This window comes from Arthrobacter sp. 2RAF22, from assembly GCF_052115325.1.
Taxonomy (GTDB): domain Bacteria; phylum Actinomycetota; class Actinomycetes; order Actinomycetales; family Micrococcaceae; genus Arthrobacter.
Genome location: NZ_JBFRGL010000003.1, coordinates 19,396 through 35,806, shown reverse-complemented (window position 1 = coordinate 35,806; position 16,411 = coordinate 19,396). Strand labels below are relative to the sequence as shown.

The 16,411-nt window shown below is 64.6% G+C and carries 16 protein-coding genes; 8 read left to right on the top strand and 8 right to left on the bottom strand.

Annotated elements, in window-relative coordinates; translation table 11 throughout:
• Window positions 1-44: 44 nt before the first annotated feature.
• A complete protein-coding gene (locus AB4068_RS04755) occupies window positions 45-1,397 on the bottom strand; it encodes a uracil-xanthine permease family protein (RefSeq protein WP_441432804.1) in 1,353 nt (450 codons plus the stop codon).
• 188 nt (window positions 1,398-1,585) lie between these two features.
• Here AB4068_RS04755 and AB4068_RS04750 point away from each other — a divergent pair, with 188 nt between their 5' ends.
• Window positions 1,586-2,191, top strand: a complete 606-nt coding sequence (locus AB4068_RS04750) for a malonic semialdehyde reductase (protein ID WP_441432803.1) — start codon at window positions 1,586-1,588, stop codon at window positions 2,189-2,191.
• 200 nt (window positions 2,192-2,391) lie between these two features.
• Window positions 2,392-2,892: a 2'-5' RNA ligase family protein gene (locus AB4068_RS04745; protein ID WP_441432802.1), complete on the top strand. Its 501-nt coding sequence runs from the start codon at window positions 2,392-2,394 to the stop codon at window positions 2,890-2,892.
• Window positions 2,893-2,898: 6 nt separating this feature from the next.
• Here the strand turns inward: AB4068_RS04745 and pgm are convergent, their stop codons facing one another.
• Entirely contained in the window at window positions 2,899-4,563 is a 1,665-nt protein-coding gene (gene pgm, locus AB4068_RS04740; protein WP_332603473.1) for a phosphoglucomutase (alpha-D-glucose-1,6-bisphosphate-dependent), read from the bottom strand.
• Window positions 4,564-4,771: 208 nt separating this feature from the next.
• Here pgm and AB4068_RS04735 point away from each other — a divergent pair, with 208 nt between their 5' ends.
• The gene (locus AB4068_RS04735) at window positions 4,772-5,368 is read left to right on the top strand and encodes a DUF4190 domain-containing protein (protein WP_441432801.1); all 597 of its coding nucleotides are present in this window, start codon (window positions 4,772-4,774) and stop codon (window positions 5,366-5,368) included.
• 82 nt (window positions 5,369-5,450) lie between these two features.
• On the opposite strand, the gene AB4068_RS04730 is transcribed toward AB4068_RS04735, so the two are convergent.
• From AB4068_RS04730 to AB4068_RS04720, 3 genes are read right to left on the bottom strand one after another with little or no spacing between them, the layout of a single operon-like run.
• Entirely contained in the window at window positions 5,451-6,929 is a 1,479-nt protein-coding gene (locus AB4068_RS04730) for a peptide MFS transporter (RefSeq protein ID WP_370872292.1), read from the bottom strand.
• 50 nt (window positions 6,930-6,979) lie between these two features.
• Complete coding sequence (locus AB4068_RS04725) at window positions 6,980-8,437, bottom strand: amidase (protein WP_441432800.1); 1,458 nt, start codon at window positions 8,435-8,437, stop codon at window positions 6,980-6,982.
• The gene (locus AB4068_RS04720) at window positions 8,430-9,173 is read right to left on the bottom strand and encodes a Type 1 glutamine amidotransferase-like domain-containing protein (protein WP_441432799.1); all 744 of its coding nucleotides are present in this window, start codon (window positions 9,171-9,173) and stop codon (window positions 8,430-8,432) included. The genes AB4068_RS04725 and AB4068_RS04720 overlap by 8 nt, the downstream gene beginning before the upstream one ends.
• Before the next feature lie 83 nt (window positions 9,174-9,256).
• Here AB4068_RS04720 and AB4068_RS04715 point away from each other — a divergent pair, with 83 nt between their 5' ends.
• From AB4068_RS04715 to AB4068_RS04705, 3 genes are all read left to right on the top strand, one after another.
• On the top strand, window positions 9,257-9,583 hold the full coding sequence (locus AB4068_RS04715) for a rhodanese-like domain-containing protein (protein ID WP_059388916.1): 327 nt from the start codon (window positions 9,257-9,259) through the stop codon (window positions 9,581-9,583).
• Window positions 9,584-9,614: 31 nt separating this feature from the next.
• Window positions 9,615-10,562 (top strand): prephenate dehydratase, encoded by a 948-nt coding sequence (gene pheA / locus AB4068_RS04710; RefSeq protein WP_306964385.1) that lies wholly within the window; start codon window positions 9,615-9,617, stop codon window positions 10,560-10,562.
• Window positions 10,563-10,691: 129 nt separating this feature from the next.
• A complete protein-coding gene (locus AB4068_RS04705) occupies window positions 10,692-10,910 on the top strand; it encodes a hypothetical protein (protein ID WP_078107002.1) in 219 nt (72 codons plus the stop codon).
• Window positions 10,911-10,955: 45 nt separating this feature from the next.
• Here AB4068_RS04705 and AB4068_RS04700 read toward each other — a convergent pair whose 3' ends face one another.
• The gene (locus tag AB4068_RS04700; protein WP_307054123.1) at window positions 10,956-12,002 is read right to left on the bottom strand and encodes a diacylglycerol/lipid kinase family protein; all 1,047 of its coding nucleotides are present in this window, start codon (window positions 12,000-12,002) and stop codon (window positions 10,956-10,958) included.
• A 111-nt stretch (window positions 12,003-12,113) separates the two neighbouring features.
• Here AB4068_RS04700 and serS point away from each other — a divergent pair, with 111 nt between their 5' ends.
• The gene (serS, locus tag AB4068_RS04695; protein ID WP_441432798.1) at window positions 12,114-13,394 is read left to right on the top strand and encodes a serine--tRNA ligase; all 1,281 of its coding nucleotides are present in this window, start codon (window positions 12,114-12,116) and stop codon (window positions 13,392-13,394) included.
• A gap of 302 nt (window positions 13,395-13,696) precedes the next feature.
• Complete coding sequence (locus AB4068_RS04690) at window positions 13,697-14,542, top strand: HAD family hydrolase (RefSeq protein WP_059388920.1); 846 nt, start codon at window positions 13,697-13,699, stop codon at window positions 14,540-14,542.
• 77 nt (window positions 14,543-14,619) lie between these two features.
• Here the strand turns inward: AB4068_RS04690 and AB4068_RS04685 are convergent, their stop codons facing one another.
• Window positions 14,620-15,702, bottom strand: coding sequence for an FUSC family protein (locus AB4068_RS04685; RefSeq protein WP_284990217.1), 1,083 nt, complete (start codon window positions 15,700-15,702; stop codon window positions 14,620-14,622).
• Between the two features lie 67 nt (window positions 15,703-15,769).
• Entirely contained in the window at window positions 15,770-16,369 is a 600-nt protein-coding gene (locus AB4068_RS04680) for a hypothetical protein (RefSeq protein ID WP_441432797.1), read from the bottom strand.
• Window positions 16,370-16,411 lie beyond the last annotated feature (42 nt).

Here is a 16,411-nt window from a genome sequence, read left to right as displayed (position 1 = left end):
GGTTGCCCTCCCCGCCGAATGCATGAATTGCGCTGGGCGGCCCCTTACCGCTTCTTCCCATTCCTCTTTGCGGCGGCGTTCATCGCCGCTTTGGCCGCCGGCGGCAGTCCCGCCGTCTCCATCTCCGGCTCGGCAACCGTCCCGCGCCAACGGGCCAGGCCCTTCATGCCGTGATAGACCGCCAGGGCAGCGGCCGAACCCAGCGCGATGCCCGTGAACTTCAATTCGCCGATGGTCCACGTATAGTCCGCGATCCCGATAATCAGTGCGACGGCGGCTGTGGTCAGGTTGATCGGGTTGGAGAAGTTGACCTTGTTCTGCACCCAGATCTTCACGCCCAGGACGCCGATCATCCCGTAGAGCATGGTCGCGGCACCGCCCAGCACGCCGGGGGGGACGGTGGCAATGAGTTCGCCGAACTTGGGCGAGAAGCTCAAGAGGATGGCGAAGGCACCGGCAACCCAGTAGGCCGCCGTTGAATAGACCTTCGTCGCCGCCATGACGCCGATGTTCTCCGCGTAGGTGGTGGTGCCGGAGCCGCCGCCGAACCCGGCGAGGACCGTCGCGACGCCGTCGGCCATCAACGCTCGCCCGGAGACGTCGTCGAGGTTGCGTCCCGTCATCGCGGCCACGGACTTCACGTGCCCTACGTTCTCGGCCACCAGCACCAGGACGACCGGCACGAACAAGCCCACGACGCCGAGGTGGAACTCCGGAGTCTGGAAGTGCGGCAGGCCGATCCACGACGCCGCGTCCATCTTGGAATAGTCCACTTCGCTGCGCGTCATGGCGGTGAGGTAGCCCACCACCACGCCCACCAGGATGCTCAGGCGGCCCAGAATGCCGCGGAAGAGGACGCTCACGAGGATGATCGTCACCAGCGTCACGAGGGCGGTGACGGGGGCCTTATCGAAGTTGGCTTTTGCGGCTGGCGCCAAGTTGAGGCCGATCAGGGCGACGATCGCGCCCGTGACAATAGGTGGCATGGTCCGGTTGATCCACTCAGCGCCGAACTTCTGCACCACCGCGCCGACGAGCGCCAGTACGACGCCGGCAAGCACCACTCCGCCGAGCGCGCCGGGAACGCCGAACTGCTGCTGGGACGCCAGGATGGGGGCGATGAAGGCAAAGCTCGAACCGAGGTAGCTCGGTACGCGCCCCTTGGTAATGACCAGGAACAACAGGGTGCCGATGCCGGAAAAGAGCAGTGTGGTGGCCGGTGGCATGCCCGTGATGATGGGCACAAGGAAGGTGGCTCCGAACATCGCGACGACGTGCTGCATGCCGACGCCGATGGTCAGCGGCCATGCCAGCCGCTCCTCGGGTGCCACCACGTGTCCCGGCCGGATCGTCTTGCCGTTGCCGTGCAGCTTCCATTTGGTTCCGAGCATGCTCATCTGCGGGAGCCTTCCCTGAAAGTTGTGATTGTCCGGGTGCAACCTTACCGCCCGTACGGCCTGCCGATTCCGCTGTGTGGAACGTCACGTGGCTTCACGGGAAGAGGCGGAGGGAAGTTGAAGTTGCAACCATGGAAAGCATAAGCGCCCGGCCGTCGATGGCTGCGGGCACAGCGAAAGGTACGCGAATGACGATCGCCCACGAAGAAGCAGTGATTGACGCCGCAGCAGTCGACGCCATCTTTGCCGAAGCCCGCACTGCCAACTCCTTTGCCGGTGAGGTCTCGGAGGAGCAAGCACAGGCCATCTACGAACTGACCAAGTTCGGCCCGACAGCGTTCAACTCCCAGCCGCTGCGCGTCACCTACGTCCGTTCGGACGAGGCCCGCGCCAAGCTCGTCGAGACCCTCTCTCCGGGCAACAAGGCCAAGACCGCCTCTGCTCCGCTGGTCGCCGTGCTCTCCTACGACACCGCCTGGCACGAGCAGTGGGACAAGTTCCTCCCGGTCTACTCTGCCCCGAAGGCCATGTACGACGCCAACCCCGAGTTCACCGCAACTACGGGCAACAACAACGCCCACCTGCAGGCCGGCTACTTCATCCTCGCCGTCCGCTCCCTCGGCTTCGCCGCCGGCCCCATGACCGGTGCCGACTTCGCTGCGATCGACGCCGAATTCTTCCCCGTCGGTGACCAGAAGAGCTTCCTCGTGGTCAACATCGGCCAGCCGGGTCCGGACGCCTTCGGCGAAGCCAAGCCGAAGTTCGCGTACGAGGACGTCGTCCGTACCGTCTAACCCTCGCTCACCTTTAGGGCCTTTTCCGCCGACGCTCGCTCACTCTTGTGAGCGAGCGTTCGCGCTTAAGGCGGTATATCTGAGCGGGCGTTTGTCCTCGAGCGACGCTCGCTCACCTTTAGCGCCTTTTCGAGCAACCCTCGCTCACCTTTGGGATTGATCGTCGCTGTGGGAGGGCGTCGCGGTGGCAAAATTTCCTTATGCGGAACCTCATTCTCGTGGCGTTCGTCGAAGCCGTGGCTGACGGGCTCGTCTTCCCACGCAGTGACTGGCCGCTGCACATCACCCTGTTGGGGTTCGACGTCGAGCCCTCCGATGGTGTCGACGTCGCCGCGCGCCTCAGCGAGCTTGTGACGGCCCCCGCGATGGGCGCCCTCGGGGCTGAATTGACGGTGGGGCCCGACGCCGGATTCGGTCACCAAGGGTCCATCCCGGTCAGCCTGGTGGAACACCATCCCCTTTTGCAGGGCCTGCACGAGGAACTGTTCGAAGCCATGGAGAGTGTCGGTGGGCGCGCGGCAACCCCGCGATACGTCATGGAGAACTACCGTCCGCACATTTCGCATCACGACGGCAAGCGCCCCAAGCCGGGTGACGCCGTCGTGCTCGATCAGATCGCGCTGGTGGACATGGCGCCGGAAGGCAACCACACGATCCGGCGGATCCTGAAAGTGTGGCGCCTCCCGGCGGAGCCAAACTAGCGAGGTCTAGGAGATCACGCCGTCCACGAGTGCCTTGGCCTCTTCTTGGACCTGCTTGAGGTGCTCGGCTCCCTTGAAGGACTCGGCGTAGATCTTGTAGACGTCCTCGGTTCCCGACGGACGGGCCGCGAACCAGGCGTTCTCTGTGACAACCTTGAGGCCGCCGATCGAGGCGCCGTTGCCGGGAGCCTCGGTCAACTTGGCGGTGATGTCCTCGCCCGCCAGCGTGGTGGCTGTGACATCCGCGGCGGAGAGCTTGCCGAGCTTGGCCTTCTGCTCCCGCGTCGCAGCGGCGTCGATCCGGGCATAGACGGGCGCGCCGAACTGGTCCGTGAGGCCCTTGTAGAGCTGCGACGGCGACTTGCCGGTGACGGCCGTGATCTCCGATGCCAAGAGGGCCAACAGGATGCCGTCCTTGTCGGTGGTCCAGACGCTTCCGTCGCGCTTGTTGAAGGAGGCGCCCGCGGATTCTTCGCCGCCGAAGGCACCCTCGCCCGAGAGCAGGCCGGGGACGAACCACTTGAAGCCCACGGGAACTTCCACGAGCTTGCGGCCCAGCCCCGCGGCAACGCGATCGATGATGGAGGAGGAGACAAGGGTCTTGCCGACGACGGACTCCGGGTTCCAGCCTGTGCGGTTGCGGTATAGGTAGTCGATCGCGACGGCGAGGTAGTGGTTCGGGTTCATCAAGCCGCCGTCGGGCGTCACGATGCCGTGGCGGTCGGCGTCGGCGTCGTTTCCGGTGGCAACGTCGAAGGCGCCCGTTCCGGCCGAAGCACTATCCGACATGCGCTTGATGAGTGAGGCCATGGCCGACGGCGAGGAGCAGTCCATGCGGATCTTCTCATCCCAGTCGAGGGTCATGAAAGCCCACTGCGGGTCCACGGTGGGGTTGACCACGGTCAGGTCGAGCTGGTGGCGTTCGCCGATTTCACCCCAGTAGTCCACGGATGCGCCGCCCATGGGGTCCGCGCCGATGCGTACGCCGGCGGTGCGGATCGCATCGAGGTCCAGGACGGAAGGGAGATCGTCCACGTAGCTGCTCAGGAAATCGAACTTGCCCGTGCCATCCGCTTTGAGGGCGTCGTTCAACGGAATCCGCTTGACGCCGCGCAGCCCGTTTTCCAGGAGCTCGTTGGCGCGGTTGGCGATCCAGCCGGTGGCGTCGGTGTCTGCAGGGCCGCCGTGCGGGGGGTTGTACTTGAAACCGCCGTCGGCCGGAGGGTTGTGGCTCGGGGTGACCACGATGCCGTCTGCCTGGGGCTGCCCGGGGCCGGCTTCGTTGTTGTATTTCAGGATCGCGTGGCTCAGGGCGGGGGTGGGCGTGTAGCCGTGGCGCGCGTCGATCAGTACGTTGACACCGTTGGCGGCGAGGACCTCAAGGGCGGAATTCTGCGCCGGTTCGCTGAGCCCGTGGGTGTCCTTGGCCAGGAAGAGTGGGCCGGTGATGCCTTGCCCGGCGCGGTATTCCACGATCGCCTGGGTGATGGCGAGGATATGCCCTTCATTGAATGAGGCCTTGAGGCTCGACCCCCGATGCCCGGAGGTGCCGAAGGCAACGCGTTGTGCGGGATCACTAAGATCCGGCGTCACGTCGTAGTACGCGTCAAGAAGAGCGGTGATGTCTACAAGGTCCTGGGGAAGGGCAACAGTGCCCGCACGGCTAGCCATTGACCCAGCATGCCAGACCGCCCGGTGCGCTAGAAGAGAAAACCGACTATTGCGGGGCCTGTGACTTCGTATTTCCGCATGATCGACGAAGATTCACTGCCCGTTTACCGGAGTGCGGCATGGCGTTGCGGAGCCGGGGCTCTGCGAGCTTATGTGCGCCTTCGCTCGGCGGTAGGCTGGGCACAAAGACTCGCAAGGGGGATATTCCATGACCGACCAGCCAGCTAAACCCGAGAACGCTCCCGAGGGTGACGAACCGCCCAAGGGCTACGAGCCACCGTCGTACATTCCGCCCGCACCCCAGGCCGGTGAGAACCCGTACGGCGAGCAGCCGTTTGCCTCGCCGGCGGCTCCCGGCCCCTACGGCCAGCCACAGCCGCAACAGCCCCAGGGTGGTCCGGCTCAGTACGGCCAGCCGCCCTATGGCCAGCAGCCCGCCAGCACCTATGGCCAGCCCGCTTCGCCGTACGGTCAACAACCTCCCCAAGGGCCGCCTGGGTACGGGCAGCCGGCCAGTCCCTATGGCCAGCCCGCCTACTACGGCATGCCGGTCGAGCCGAAGGGCCTGAGCATTGCGAGCATGTGCTGCGGGATCGCGGTGTTCGTGGGCCTTGGCTTCTTCGTCCTGCCCCAGATTGCCGCGGTGATCCTCGGCCACATGGCCCTCAGGAAGGAACCAGCCGGCAAGGGCATGGCCATCGCGGGCCTTGTACTGGGATACCTGGGGATTGTTGCCGTAACCATCTTCTGGGTCTTTGTCGCGATTTTTGCCGCCACGGCTTCGCGTTACAACTACAACTACTAGCGACAACGACGGCGGCCGGTGCGCCTGGCGGGAAACCCGCCGAACGCACCGGCCGCCGTCGCGCTCCAGCTCGGTCACGTGACTAGCGGACGCCGCCCATCAATTTCTTGATGGCGGGCGAGCCAGCCGCCAAGGCAGCAGCGATCACAACCGCCGTGCCGCCGACGCCCAGGAAGTACGGCAATTCGTTGTCAGGGTTGTACAGGCCGGCCAGGATGCCCGCCAACGCGGTGCCGAGAGACACCGAGAGGAAGAACAGGGCCACCATCTGGGTGTGGAAGGCCTTGGGGGCCAGCTTGGTGCTCACGGACAGGCCGATGGGGGACAGGAACAGTTCCGCCAAGGTGAAGAGGAACAGGATTCCCACGAGCGCAAGCAGCGGGGTCTTTCCAGCGCCGGACAAGGGGATGAAGGCCAGGAATGCCAGTCCCATGACGAAGAGTCCGGCAGCGAACTTGATGGGGGATCCCGGCTGCTTCGGACCAAGTTTTGTCCAGAGGGCAGCCATGACGCCTGCGAAGACGATGATGAATACAGGGTTGATGGACTGTACCCAGGCCGCCGGCATTTCCCATCCGAAGAGGTTGCGGTCCAGTTTTTCCTCCGAGTACACGGCAATGAACGTGAACTGCTGCTGGAAGAGTGCCCAGAACGCTGCAGACGCGATGTACAGCGGAATGAATGCGACAACACGCTTGCGCTCAAACGGCGTGACCTTCTTGCTTCTGAAGATCAGCGTGAAATAGATGACCGAGGCGACAATGGCGGCGTATGCCATGCTCTTGGCCAGGTTGCCGGGATTCACCACGCCGGTTATCAGCAGCACGGCGATCACGACGGCGATGCCGAGGAAGATGAGCCCATAACGGCTCCGCTGTGCTGACGGAAGGGCGTTTGGAACGCGGTGTGCTTCTTCCGGGAGCTTGTTGCGGCCCAGTGCGTATATGACCAGGCCGATCGCCATGCCGATTGCGGCTGCGCCGAAGCCCCAGTGGAAGCCGTTGCTTTCCTGCAGCCAGCCGGTCACGAGCGGTCCGATGAGGGCGCCGAGGTTGATGCCCATGTAGAAGATGGAGAAGCCGGCGTCACGGCGTTCGTCCTTCTCCCCATAGAGGGTGCCGACCAGCGCTGTTGCGTTCGCCTTGAGGCCGCCGGATCCGATACCCACCAGCACGAGGCCCGCCACCAGGCCCGGGATCCCGGGCAGGAGCGCAAGTGCGATGTGGCCGGTCATGATCATGATGGCGGAACCGAAAAGTACCCGTTCGGAGCCGAAAAGCCGGTCCGCCAACCAGGCGCCCAGGATCGTGGAGAGGTACACGCCTCCGCCGTACGCGCCAACCAGTCCGGCGGCGAGCGATTTGTCGATCGAGAGTCCGCCATGGTCCGCGGTGAAGTACATGTAGTAAAGCAGGATGCCCTGCATGCCGTAGAAGGAGAATCGTTCCCACATTTCTACGGAGAAGAGGCTGGCCAGCATCTTTGGGTGGCCGAAAAATGACGTATCGCCCGCGTTTTTGGCGGGCGTCCGCGTGTCTAGAGTTGTGCTCATCTGATCCATGGTGACATTGACTGAGCGCATTTGTCACATCATTTAGATGCCTAGAGCAACTATTTGCCGGGGTGGGGCGCCATTTTTTGCTGCCTCTCAAGCTGCCTCGCGAGCCGCAGGAGCAGCAGCTCGGATCCCGGTTTTCCGATGAGTTGGATGCCCATCGGAAGCCCCGTTCCAGGCGTCGGGCCGGTCCAATGAACGGGCACGGTGATCGCCGGCAGGCCGCACACGTTCACCATGGAGGACCAGGGCGCAAACTCGCATTGCTTGCGGTAGTCGTCGTCCGCGTCGCCTGGCCAGTCGGGGGCCGGCCATTGCTCGCCTCCGGGCATTGTGCCGGTGAACCAGCCCACGGGCCGTGCCGTCTGTGCCAGCGACGGCGTCAGGACGAGGTCCCACTGCGCGTACTGGGTGACGGTGTCGTGCGTGAACTGCCGCAGGAAACCGAGCGCTTCGTTGACCTTGGCTGCGCTCCGCTGTTGCGCCCGACGCCGGAAGGTCCGGGTCAGCGGGGTCAGCAGGGCTTCGCGCTGCGGCAGGATCCGGGCGCTCCCAACGCCGGCAGTCCAGGCGGTGGTGAACGCTTCCGGATAGCGATTGTCATAGCGGACCTCGGCATCCAGCACTGAATGGCCCGCGTCCGTCAGCAGTGCGATGCCTTTGGCGAAGGCATCAAGGGCTTCCCGCTCCGGGGTGAACGGGAAAGTGGTGGACCACGGGCTATCCAGGCTCGCGCCGATGCGCAATGCGGCGGGCGGTTCCTCAAGGCCCGCAAGGTAGCCACCTTCCGGACGGATTCCGGGTGGCACCAGGGCATCCATCATGAGAGCAGCATCCTCCGCGGAGCGAGTCAAGGGGCCGGCCACCACAAGGCGTGCCGCGTCCCCGACGCTCTCGCCGGCCGGCACCAGGCCGCGGCCCGGCTTCAACCCCAGCAGTCCACATGCCGCAGCGGGAATACGTATGGAGCCGCCGCCGTCGCTCCCGGGCGCGAAGGGAACCAAGCCCGCCGCAACCGCGGCAGCACTGCCTCCGGAAGAGCCGCCGGAGCTGCGGCTCAGTGCATATGGATTGCGCGACGGCGGTGCGATGCGGTTTTCGCTGTAGGCCGTAAGTCCGAATTCCGGAACCTGAGTCTTGCCCAGTGAGATGGCACCCGCACCTTTGAGCGTTGCGGCAAGGGCTCCGTCCTCCGGGGCGGGCTTCCGGTCCAGGGCACCGCTGCCATGGGTGGTCACTACTCCGGCAACATCCGTGAGGTCTTTGAAAGCCAGCGGCACGCCGTGCAGGAGGGGAAGCCCGGGGCCACCGCTGCGTCGGCGGACGTAAGCTGCGTCCGCGGCCCCGGCGTCGAGCATGGCCTGGTCCGCCGTCACCGTGACGAAGGCGCCCAGCGTATGGTTCAGCTGTCCGATCCTCGCGAGGAAGTGCTCCGCCACCTCGGTTGCCGAGAGCTCGCCGGCGGCCAAGGCTTGGCGCAACCCGGCCGCGCCGAGCTCGTGGATGTCAGCCAAGGAAGCGGGCCTCCAAGCGCTCTTCCACGGCAACGCTATCGGCCGGTTCGCTGGAAGTCGCGGTGACGCGATAGGCAGCCTTGCCCCTGACCTCGGCAACCACGTCCACAAGTTCCGTGCCCCTGTAAACCAGCCCGACGCCGTCGTCGGTGCAGTGCGTTTCGCCCAGCACGCCCTCCGCCACCAACTGGTGGACCAGGGGGCGGCGGCCCGGCTCGGAGTCATAATGGACGCCGTTGGCGTAGGGGAGGAAGTCCAGTCCGTTGGTCACAGCGCGCAATTCAGGGCCGTACGAATCCGTAGTGCCGCCCTGGAACCAACAAATCGAGCCCGCGGACACCCCTGCCAGCACCACACCGTGTTCCCAGACGCGCCTCAAGATGCTGTCCAGTCCGTGGGCGCGCCATACGGCCAGAAGATTGACCACGGAACCACCGTTGACCCACACCACGTCTTGTTCCAAAAGGTAGGCCTCGGGATCGCCGTAGTTGGGCATCGTGAAAAGGTTCAGGTGGCTGAAATCGAAGCCCGAAATCCGGGCGGCCTGGTCCAATTCCGCGGCGAACCAACGCTGGTCTCCGGAGGCCGTCCCAATATGCGCCACTCGCGGCGCACGTCCGCTGACCCCGGAGAGTTCGACGGCGTGGTGAACCAGGAGGTCGAACTCCATCCTGGTGCGATGCCCGGACTTATAGCCACCGGAGGTTGCCAGGATGGTGGGCCCGTCGGCAGCCATGGCGCCTCCTTTTGCCTTGAGCGGTCTCGGTCCCTGCAACGGTAGGCTGGATTGGAGATCTGAATCAACTGGAAGGGACCCACGTGAGCGATTTCGAGACCGTGCCTGTCGGCGATGTTCCGGCCGACGCGAAAATCCTGGATGTCCGGGAGGATTACGAATGGGTAGCGGGCCACGCCGAGGGTGCGCTGCATATTCCGCTTGACCAGATCCCGGCGCGCCTTGACGAGCTTGATCCTGACGATGACTTGTATGTCATCTGCCGTACGGGCGGACGGTCCTACCGGGCGGTCCAGTGGCTGGTGGGGCAGGGTTACACCGCCACCAATATAGCCGGAGGCATGGACATGTGGTTCGAGACCGGCCGCCCGATGGTATCTGAGAACGGCCTCAAGCCGGTCGTCCTGTAGCCCCAACGCATAACACCTAAGGAATATATACATGTCGGGATCCGTGCTCACCTACACGTTCCTCGGTCCTGAAGGCACCTTTACCGAGGCTGCCCTCTTGCAGGTCCCCGGAGCGGCCGATGCCAACAGGGTCCCTTGCACCAATGTGAACACGGCTTTGGAGAGGGTTCGCCAAGGCGAGGCGGATGCGGCCATGGTGCCGATCGAGAACTCGGTGGAAGGTGGAGTGACCGCCACCCTGGATGCTATTGCCACCGGAACCGAGCTGCGGATCATCCGCGAAGCCCTCGTTCCCATCACGTTCGTGCTGGTTGCCCGGCCCGGAGTGAAGATCTCGGACATCCGCCGGGTCTCCACCCATGGCCATGCCTGGGCCCAGTGCCGGCTGTGGGTCGACGAAAATATCCCAAATGCGGAATATGTGCCGGGATCCTCTACGGCAGCGGCCGCCGTCGGGCTTCTCGAGGGTGATGTGCACTATGACGCCGCCATCTGCGCACCCCTTGTCGCGGCCGAGCGGCCGGGACTGAATATCCTTGCGGAGAACATTGGAGACAACCCCGGCGCGGTTACGCGCTTCGTCCTGGTCAGCCGTCCCGGCGCACTGACTGAACGCACGGGTGCCGACAAGACCACCGTCGTCGTGCCCCTGCCCGAAGACCGCCCGGGCGCCCTGATGGAAATCCTGGACCAGTTTGCCACCCGCGGAGTCAACCTCAGCCGTATCGAGTCCCGGCCCACAGGCCAGTATTTGGGTCACTATTTCTTCAGTATCGACGCCGACGGCCACGCGTCGGACGCCCGGGTAGCCGACGCCTTGGCAGGCCTGCACCGGATCAGCCCGGCCACCCGCTTCCTGGGGTCTTATGCGCGGGCGGACGAGCAGAAAGCCTTCGTGGCTCCGCATACCTCCGACGCCGCGTTCGCATCCGCGCATGCCTGGGTTCGGGCCATTTTGGGTGGGGAACCGGGCGCTTGACCGGCCCGAATCCGCTTCGCAAAGCGTTGGATAATTGACTCTTCAACCCCTATCGCGTGGATAAAACTGTGCGTATGCTTGCTTGATCCACAATTGATGGACGCATGCCCCTAACGGAGGGAGCGGGCCATGTCAGGAAATAGCAATGACACCAGCGGCCAGGGAATGATCGTCAATCCCAAGCCCAAGGCGGACAACCAGGACTGGGACGGCGACGACGCCGACCGGGCCGATCGGCTGCGCTTTGAGGAAGAACAGGCGATGATTCGCGAGCAATCGGAAGCGCGCGCAGCCGCCAAAGCCTTGGCAGAACACAAAGCAACGGAAGCGGCGAAGAACGCCAAATAGCGCGTTGCGCCGTCGCGCGCGCACCGGTAGTTGCACGAGTACCGGTTATTGGACGCGCACGAGGAGAGAACGCGGCTCCACCTTGACGGTGACCTTCGTCGCCTCGCCCGAGGGATCACCGTCAAGTTGCGTGGCCATCGGTTCGCTGCTGCTGATGACCACTTTGCCCGAACGGTAGTAATTCATGACCGGCAGGTTCCGGTTGTGCTTGAACAGGATCTTGGCGTACACCGCGAGCCAGCCGATGGCACTACGGGGGCTCATGACCACAACGTCCAGCACGCCGTCGTCGATCATCGCACCGGGGATGAAGTCGATGCCGCCCGGAATCAGGCCGCAGTTGGCGAACAAGACGCTTCGGATTTTCCGGGATTGCTCGGGCTCGTCGTCCATGGCAATGGTGACCTTTTTGCGCCGGCCGGGCAGGTGGCGGACACCCGCCTCGGTGTAGGCCAGCCAGCCGACTGCCTTCTTGAGCCCGTCGTTGGTATCGCCCACAACCTCGGCATCGAGTCCCATGCCGGCGATCACCAGGAATGCATGCTCGGAAGAGGCGCCTGTCAGCTCGTTGTGGATCGCCATTCGGGCGGTGTCGATGTAGCGCTGGTGGCCGAAGAGCGCTGTGCGGACGCTGCCCCGCAGATCGTTGACATCCAGGTTCACGTTGCGTGCCAGCAGGTTTCCGGTTCCCAGGGGAATCAAGCCCATCGCGACGTTGGTGTGCGCGAGGGCCTCAGCCACGACGCGCACGGTGCCGTCGCCGCCGCCGACGAGTATGACGTCGGGCTTATACGCGAGTGCCGCCTTGGTTTGCGAATGGCCGGGATCGTCTGCGGTGGTTTCGAAGAAACGGGGTTCGTCCCAGCCCGCAAGATGGCAGGCTTCCCGGATGATCCTCCGCGCGTCCTCGGCTTTCGCCTTGACCGGGTTAAGGACCACGGCCACCCTTTGCAGGCCGGCTTCCGGCTTGTGTGCGTCTTCATGCACAGCGCTGCGGGTATGCCTGGCCCTGAGCCGGCGCACGCCCCACCAACTGGAGACGGCGAAGACCACGCCCCCAGCCAGAATCACGTACAGGATCCAGTTGCTCATGGTGCTTCAACCCTATCCCGCTGCAGGCGCGGCGGTGCACGGCGGAAGGGGGTGCCGGCCGCCGTCGGGCATTGGCCGCGGAGCTGCGCGCTCATTCGATACTCTTGTCTGGTGATCGACGTAAAAGACCTCAGCGAAAACCCGGACAAGTTCCGTGCCAGCCAGCGCGCCCGCGGCGCCGACGAGTCCGTGGTGGACGCGATCATTTCCGCCGATTCGGACCGCCGCGCGGCCCTGATCCGCTACGAAAACCTCCGTGCGGAGCAGAACGCCTTCGGCAAGAAGGTGGCACAGGCCAAGGGCGACGAAAAACAGGCGCTGCTGGCCGAGGTCAAGGAACTGGCCAATTCCGTCAAGGCTGCCTCCGCCGAAGCCGACGCAGCCCAGGCCAAGCAGGAAGAGCTGCTGCGGGTCATTCCCAACCTGATTGTGGACGGCGTGCCTGAGGGCGGCGAGGACGACTTCGTCGTGGTCAAGACGGTCGGCACCCCGCGCGAATTCCCGGAGTTCGAGCCGAAGGACCACCTGGAAATCGGCGAACTCATTGGCGCGATCGACATGGAACGCGGCGCCAAGGTCTCAGGCGCGCGCTTCTACTTCCTCCGCGGCGTCGGCGCCCGCTTGGAGATGGCCCTGCTGCAGATGGCCATGGACCAAGCCATCGAGGCCGGCTTCGTGCCGATGATCACCCCGACTTTGGTGCGTCCGGAGACCATGCAGGGCACCGGGTTCGATGTAAAGCACGACGCCGAGATCTACCGTCTCGCCGAAGACGACCTTTACCTCGTGGGAACCTCGGAAGTGGCCCTCGCGGGTTACCACGCGGACGAGATCCTGGACCTGTCGGCCGGGCCTATCCGCTACGCGGGGCAGAGTTCCTGCTACCGCCGCGAAGCGGGTTCGCACGGCAAGGACACCCGCGGCATCATCCGCGTCCACCAGTTCAACAAAGTGGAGATGTTCATCTACACCACGGTTGAAGAGGCCGCTGCCGAGCACGAGCGGCTCCTGGCTTGGGAAGAGGAAATGCTGGCCAAGGTTGAGCTCCCGTACCGCGTGATCGACACCGCGGCGGGCGATCTCGGCATGTCCGCGGCCCGGAAGTTCGACTGCGAAGCCTGGGTTCCCACGCAGAACGCGTACCGCGAACTCACGTCGACGTCCAACTGCACCACCTTCCAGGCCCGCCGCCTGAACATCCGTGAGCGCGCGGTCAACGAGGACGGCGTAGTGAAGGGCACGCGCGCCGTGGCCACCCTGAACGGCACGCTGGCCACCACCCGCTGGATCGTGGCCATCCTGGAGCACCACCAGAACCCGGATGGCTCGGTCAACGTCCCCAAGGCCCTCCAGAAGTACATCGGAGGCCTTGAGGTCCTGCCTGTTCTGTAGCTCAGTGGGCGGGGTGGAGCGGTCCTCCACAACCGGGGGCACTGGACGGGATCGTGGCTGATGCCACCAAACACAGAGCACTCCGCATCGCGAGCTTGGCCCACACGAAGGCCGAATCAGTGGGGGAGTCGTACAGCCGGGCCGTCTTCGGCAGAAGCTTCTGCGCGCCGGACTAYGGCCTCGCGGCAAGGCCTCAAGTTAATATTCACACTGTGGACAACGTGGGAGTATTCACCGCGTGTTAATCCCTTGCTGTGGCCTGCGTCCTAGCTGGCGGCGGTGGGGTCTGCTTCACTGGAGGCATGACTATATTGACTGGTACCTCAGTCGCTGGCATCGATGACCAGCGGAATGTGAATCACAAACTCATGGTGGCGTTGGACGTCGACGGAACCCTCGTGGATCACGATGGCCACATGTCACCTGGTGTCCGCGACGCCGCAAGGGCGGTTGTAGCCCACGGCCACGACGTCCTGATCGCCACGGGCCGTTCGTTGAACGCCACGTTGCCCATCATTGAGCAGATAGGGCTGGAACGGGGATATGCCGTGTGCTGCAACGGCGGTGTCACATTGCGGCTCGACCCCCAGCTGGACGCAGGCTACGAGATCATTCACAAGGCCACGTTCGATCCCGCCCCGGCGTTGATGGCTCTTCGCGAGCAGCTTCCGTCCGCCAAATACGCGCTTGAGGACGAGGACGGGAACTTCCTCTCCACGGAGCGGTTCCAGGACGCCAGCTTCGGCGTTGAGGCCATCGGCGTCGATTTCCAGACCATGCTCGATGCCACTGCGGTGCGTGTCGTGGTGTTCAGCAGCGAAAACACGGCCGAAGAATTTTCCACAGCCATTCGCAAGATCGGGCTGTCCGGGGTCACCTATTCGGTGGGCTGGACGGCCTGGCTGGATATCGCCGCCGCCGGGGTCACCAAGGCCAGCGCTTTGGAGCAGTTGCGCCGGCGGCTTGGCACGCACCCGCGCCACACGGTGGCAGTGGGGGACGGCCGCAATGATATCGAAATGCTCAGCTGGGCCGGGCGCGGTGTCGCCATGGGCCAGGCGCCTGAGGAAGTCATCGCCGTCGCGGACGAGGTCACCGCTTCGGTGTACGACGACGGTGCGGCCCTCATCCTGCGTCGCCTGCTGTAATAGCCCTGCTCAACTGAACCTGCGCAACTGAAGTAGCCCCGCGCTGCGGGGCTACGCCAGTTCACCCCATCGCTAGCTCAGGCGTCGTCGGAGACCACAGTGATGATCCGGCGGAGGCTCATGGCGACCGATGCGGTGGCGTTCACGGACTCCTGGCCGGCGGCTGCTTCCGTAACGGTGTCACTTAGTGCTGCCACACTGTCCCGGGCTTCGTCCAGGGCATCCCGGAAGTCTCCGGAATCTCCGTGCCTCCATTGCCGGATCGCTGTTGCTACGTCGTCGAGCGCCTCAGCCAGGTTTGGCGGGACACCCTCCGGAATGACCGTTCCCGCGTCCTCTTCCCAGATGACGCTTGCCAGGACGTCCGTGATGTCCTGGACGTGAAAGGTCAGCCGTTCCAGCGTTCGCAAACCGGCCAGGTCGGCGGGCAGCCGGCGGGCTCGACGGCGGGACCGCGGGTTCGCTTTTGCGCTCAACTTCGCCGCTTGGACAGCTGCCCGCACGTCGGTCGCGGTACGTGCGAGCTCGCCGCTGCGGCTCGCCCATTCCTCATGGTCCGGTGGCCAGGATTCCGTCATGGCGCTGGCCATGTCCTTGAGTTGCTTGGACAATGCCCGTTGGTGTCCGTCGATGGCGGGATCGATGCCTTCAAGATGAAGGGGAGGGAAGACCAGCCAGTTCACCGCGAATCCGACGGCCACGCCCATAGCCATTTGCAGGACGTACGCGAAAGAGAATCCCTGCGCATTCGAATAACCCAGGACCAGCACGAACAGCGCCGCCATGGGAACCCATTCGGAGGCGCTTCCAAGCCTTGGCAGGCCGCCGATAACCACGCCCAGGCCGACGACGACGGCCACCGCCAGTGCGTTTGGGGTGGTGACCGTGGTCACGGCGAAGGCCATGGCAATGCCCAATCCGAGTCCCAGCAGGCTTTGCAGCCCATGCTTGGCGGAAGCCGCAACAGTGGGGTGCATGCTGACCAGGACGCCCAAGGGAGCGTAATAGGGATAGGCGGCGGCTGTCCCAGGCATGAGCGGCGCGAGGTACCAAGCCACCCCCGCCGCGACGGCCGTCTTTGCGGCAAACAGGAGTCGGTGGCCTGTGACGGCCTGCCTGAGAGCGGGAAGAAGCCGCCCAAGCTTTGGCTTGGAGATCATGGACTCAAGGTAGGCCGGGAAGAACGGACGTGTCGAGGACAATATGGATGAACGCGGGCTGACGCAATCAGTAAACGTCGAGGATCAACTGCAGCAAGCGCGCCGCGGCCGGCCGGGCGGCGTGCTCCTCCACCCATTGGGCGCGTGCCAGGGCCTTGCTCACGGCTTGGGTGCTGATCCCCAGTTCCTGGGCCACGGCCTTCTGCTGCCCACGCACGCCGGGCGTCAGCAGGTCCAGGACGCGCCACTCGGCAACGCTCCGATGCTGCACAATGTGCCCCAGGAGCCGCAGCACGGCCTCCGATTCGGCAGCGAGGGCAGCGATCGGCCCCTCGACTGCCACAGGGACCCGCTCTTTGCCGTTCCGCAAGCGGTCCACGGCGCGGCGTGCGTAGACCAGGCCGTGTCCGGAGGCGTCTTTGATTTGCTGCGGCAGGGGTTCGTTGACCGGTCCCACGCCGATTCCCACGTACCACTGTCCGCTCCTCAAGGCGATGAGCGCTGAATCCACGGCCTGATGGGGGAGTTCCACGATGCCCTGGACTTCGTCCTCCACCGAGCGGTCAAAGTCCAAGCACGCCGGGACGTGGCGCAGGTCTTTGAGCAGCTGCGGTACGAGGTCTCCGTCGCCGCGGCTGTCGCGTTGGTTGATGGTCAGGGTGAACATTGTGGATCAAACATTACCGGCAGGTAGCTGACTTTCAAGCGG